At 71.3% G+C, this 3,926-nt stretch carries 4 protein-coding genes and 4 pseudogenes; 7 read left to right on the forward strand and 1 reads right to left on the reverse strand.

Going from position 1 to position 3,926, the window contains the following annotated elements:
- The 3 genes from BN4348_RS43680 to BN4348_RS43690 form a co-directional block, all read left to right on the forward strand.
- Positions 1-505, forward strand: a 505-nt coding sequence (locus tag BN4348_RS43680) for an HAD-IA family hydrolase (protein WP_066913521.1), incomplete at its 5' end; no start/stop codon positions are given.
- On the forward strand, positions 498-989 hold the full coding sequence (locus BN4348_RS43685) for a low molecular weight protein-tyrosine-phosphatase (protein WP_066913523.1): 492 nt from the start codon (positions 498-500) through the stop codon (positions 987-989). The genes BN4348_RS43680 and BN4348_RS43685, both read left to right, overlap by 8 nt.
- Complete coding sequence (locus BN4348_RS43690; RefSeq protein WP_066913525.1) at positions 989-1,798, forward strand: SURF1 family cytochrome oxidase biogenesis protein; 810 nt, start codon at positions 989-991, stop codon at positions 1,796-1,798. Before BN4348_RS43685 ends, BN4348_RS43690 begins: the two co-directional genes overlap by 1 nt.
- A 177-nt stretch (positions 1,799-1,975) precedes the next feature.
- On the opposite strand, the pseudogene BN4348_RS43695 reads toward BN4348_RS43690, so the two are convergent.
- Positions 1,976-2,437 (reverse strand): annotated as a pseudogene (locus BN4348_RS43695) (Nif3-like dinuclear metal center hexameric protein); the annotation flags it as partial.
- A gap of 152 nt (positions 2,438-2,589) precedes the next feature.
- Here BN4348_RS43695 and BN4348_RS43700 point away from each other — a divergent pair.
- The 4 genes and pseudogenes from BN4348_RS43700 to BN4348_RS43715 all read left to right on the forward strand — a co-directional run.
- Positions 2,590-2,916, forward strand: a pseudogene (locus BN4348_RS43700) (HAD hydrolase-like protein); the annotation flags it as partial.
- A 37-nt stretch (positions 2,917-2,953) separates the two neighbouring features.
- Positions 2,954-3,106: pseudogene (locus BN4348_RS62825) on the forward strand (amidohydrolase family protein); the annotation flags it as partial.
- 124 nt (positions 3,107-3,230) lie between these two features.
- A pseudogene (locus BN4348_RS43710) lies at positions 3,231-3,449 on the forward strand (HAD hydrolase-like protein); the annotation flags it as partial.
- A partial coding sequence (locus tag BN4348_RS43715; protein ID WP_066913527.1) for a low molecular weight protein-tyrosine-phosphatase occupies positions 3,442-3,926 on the forward strand: 485 nt, incomplete at its 3' end. The pseudogene BN4348_RS43710 and the gene BN4348_RS43715, both read left to right, overlap by 8 nt.

A 3,926-nucleotide genomic window follows, 5' to 3' on the forward strand; every position in this document is an offset into this window, starting at 1 on the left:
CCCGCCGATGGACGACACCTTCCGCACGATGTTCGGCGACTCCGCCGACGAGGCGATCACCGCGTTCCGGGCCGAATACGGCGCCCGCGGCTGGGCGATGAACGCGCTGTTCGACGGCATCGAGCCGCTGCTCGCCGACCTGCGCGCCGCCGGCGTCCGGCTGGCCGTGGCCACGTCGAAGCTGGAGCCGACGGCGCGGCGCATCCTCGCCCATTTCGGGCTGGAGCGGCATTTCGAGGTCATCGCCGGCGCGGCCCCCGACGGCTCGCGCAAAAGCAAGGAGGAGGTGCTGGCCCACGCGCTGAAACAGCTCCAGCCGCTGCCCGAGCGGGTGCTGATGGTCGGCGACCGCGGCCACGACGTGCACGGCGCGGCCGCGCACGGCATCGACACCGTGGTGGTCGGCTGGGGCTACGGGCGCGACGACTTTCACGACGGGTTCAGCCTCACCGGGGTGACGCACGCCGCGACCATCGACGAGTTGCGGAGGGCCCTCGGTGTCTGAACCACTCCACGTCACCTTCGTCTGCACCGGCAACATCTGCCGTTCGCCGATGGCCGAGAAGGTGTTCGCCGACCAACTTCAGCGGCGCGGCCTGGGCGACGCGGTGCGGGTGACCAGCGCCGGCACCGGCAACTGGCACGTCGGCAGCTGCGCCGACGACCGGGCCGCCCGGGTGCTGCGCGCCCACGGCTATTCCACCGCCCACCGCGCCGCCCAGCTGAACGACGACCACCTGGCGGCCGACCTGGTGGTGGCCCTGGGCCGCAACCACGCTCGGATGCTGCGCCAGCTCGGCGTCGACGAGGACCGGATACGGATGCTGCGCTCGTTCGACCCGCGCTCGGGCGCCCACGCCCTGGACGTGGAGGATCCCTACTACGGCGACCCCGAGGACTTCGAGGACGTCCTGGCCGTCATCGAGGCCGCCCTGCCCGGCCTGCACGCCTGGGTCGACGAGCGACTCGCGGAGAACGGGCACGGTTGATGCGCCGCTTGGCATTCCTGCTGCGGCCGGGCTGGATAGCGCTGGCCCTGGTGGTCATCGCCTTCACCTACCTGTGCTTCATGGTGCTCGCGCCCTGGCAGCTGGGCAAGAACACCAGGACCTCCCGGGAGAACCACCAGATCGAGTCGTCCCTGAACACACCGCCGGTTCCGGTGCAAACGCTACTGCCGCAGCAGGATTCGTCGGCGCCGGGCGCGCAGTGGCGCCGGGTCACGGCGACCGGCCATTACTTGCCCGACGTCCAGGTGCTGGCCCGCCTGCGGGTCGTCGACGGCGACCCGGCGTTCGAGGTGCTGGCACCCTTTGTTGTCGACGACGGGCCCACCGTGCTGGTGGACCGGGGCTACGTGCGGCCCGAGCAGGGCTCCCACATCCCCCCGATCGCCCGCCCGCCCGCCGGGCCGATCAGCCTCACGGCCCGGCTGCGCGACTCCCAGCCCACCGCGCCGGGCAAGGATCCCTTCGTCATAGACGGTGTGCAGCAGGTGTATTCGATCAACACCGAGCAGATTGCGGCGCTGACCAAGGTCCCGCTGGCCGGATCGTATCTGCAGTTGGTCGAAGACCAGCCCGGCGGCCTGGGCGTGATCGGCATTCCGCACCTGGACGCCGGGCCGTTCCTGTCGTACGGCATCCAGTGGATTTCGTTCGGCATCGTCGCGCCAATTCTGCTGGGCTACTTCATCTATTCCGAGATCCGGGTGCGGCGACGGGAGAAGCAGGCGGCGGCGGAGACCCCGGCGACCGTCGAGGAGAAACTCGCCGACCGCTACGGCCGGCGGCGGTAAGGCATTCAGTGTGCGCTGAGGGCTTTCAGTGTGAGCTGACGGCGCGAAAATCGCGCTTTTCCCGCCCTCCTTGCACACTCATCGCCAGCGATGCACACGCCACGGACAGCGCGGCGATGGCCTGCACCGCCCGCGACAGCCTCACCGCGCGACGCAGGTCGGCCACCGCGGGCTGCNGCCGGCCTCGAACACGGCCTCCTGCACCGCTTCCGCGTTCTCGCGCGGCACGTAGACCACCCACTTGTCGAGATCGGCCGCCGCCGCGACCGGCTCGAGCACCCCCTCGACGGTGAGGCCGAGCGCGTCGGCGAGCGCATCGGACACGCCCGGCGCCGCCGAGTCGGCGTTGGTGTGAGCGGTGAACAGCGAACGACCGGTTCGGATGAGGCGGTGCACCAGCGCGCCCTTCGGGGTGCTGGCCGCCACCGTGTCGACGCCGCGCAGCAGCAACGGGTGGTGGGCCAGCAGCAGGCCGCCCTGGGGAACCTGGTCGACGACGGCCGGCGTCGCGTCGACGGCCACGGTCACCGAGTCCAGCGCGTCGTCGGGGTCGCCGCACACCAGGCCGACCGAATCCCAGGCCTGCGCAAGGCGCGGCGGGTAGGCCTCGTCGAGCGCCTCGATCACCTCGGCCANCAGGCGGGCTCGGGTTCAGAGTCGCCATCCGTGAAACACTAGTGGGCCGCCGCACGCGCGTGGGAGGAACGCCGTCGCAGCAGTGTGCGGGCATCGAGGACAATGGTGAGGTGACAGGCACAGCCGCGGATTGCCCTCCTCCTCCTCACGACGCAATGCGTCGTGCATCGTCGGCGGGCGTCACGGGCACACCGCAGCTGGTGATCTTTGATCTCGACGGCACGCTGACCGACTCGGCGGAAGGCATCGTGGCCAGCTTCCTGCATGCGCTCGAGCACGTCGGAGCGGCCGTACCCGAGGGCGACCTGGCCGCGCACATCGTCGGCCCGCCGATGGACGACACCTTCCGCACGATGTTCGGCGACTCCGCCGACGAGGCGATCACCGCGTTCCGGGCCGAATACGGCGCCCGCGGCTGGGCGATGAACGCGCTGTTCGACGGCATCGAGCCGCTGCTCGCNGTGGCGGCATCCGGGTGCCGTGATCGGCGGCTCGGACGCGGGCGCCCATCTCGACATGATGTGCGGCGCGATCTACACCACCTCGCTGCTGAGCAAGGGCGTGCGCGAGCACCAGGTGGTGACGCTCGAGGAGGCCATCCGGCTGATCACCGACGTGCCGGCCCGCTTCTACGGGCTGACCGAACGCGGCCGCATTCGGCCCGGCTGGCACGCCGACCTGGTGCTGTTCGACCCGGACACCGTCGGCCACGGGCCGGAGCGGACCCGCTACGACCTGCCGTCCGGCGCGCCCCGGTTGGTCGCCGACGCCGACGGGATCACCTCGGTGCTGGTCNGTGCTGGCCCACGCGCTGAAACAGCTCCAGCCGCTGCCCGAGCGGGTGCTGATGGTCGGCGACCGCGGCCACGACGTGCACGGCGCGGCCGCGCACGGCATCGACACCGTGGTGGTCGGCTGGGGCTACGGGCGCGACGACTTTCACGACGGGTTCAGCCTCACCGGGGTGACGCACGCCGCGACCATCGACGAGTTGCGGAGGGCCCTCGGTGTCTGAACCACTCCACGTCACCTTCGTCTGCACCGGCAACATCTGCCGTTCGCCGATGGCCGAGAAGGTGTTCGCCGACCAACTTCAGCGGCGCGGCCTGGGCGACGCGGTGCGGGTGACCAGCGCCGGCACCGGCAACTGGCACGTCGGCAGCTGCGCCGACGACCGGGCCGCCCGGGTGCTGCGCGCCCACGGCTATTCCACCGCCCACCGCGCCGCCCAGCTGAACGACGACCACCTGGCGGCCGACCTGGTGGTGGCCCTGGGCCGCAACCACGCTCGGATGCTGCGCCAGCTCGGCGTCGACGAGGACCGGATACGGATGCTGCGCTCGTTCGACCCGCGCTCGGGCGCCCACGCCCTGGACGTGGAGGATCCCTACTACGGCGACCCCGAGGACTTCGAGGACGTCCTGGCCGTCATCGAGGCCGCCCTGCCCGGCCTGCACGCCTGGGTCGACGAGCGACTCGCGGAGAACGGGCA

Source organism: Mycobacterium interjectum (genome assembly GCF_900078675.2).
GTDB lineage: Bacteria > Actinomycetota > Actinomycetes > Mycobacteriales > Mycobacteriaceae > Mycobacterium > Mycobacterium interjectum.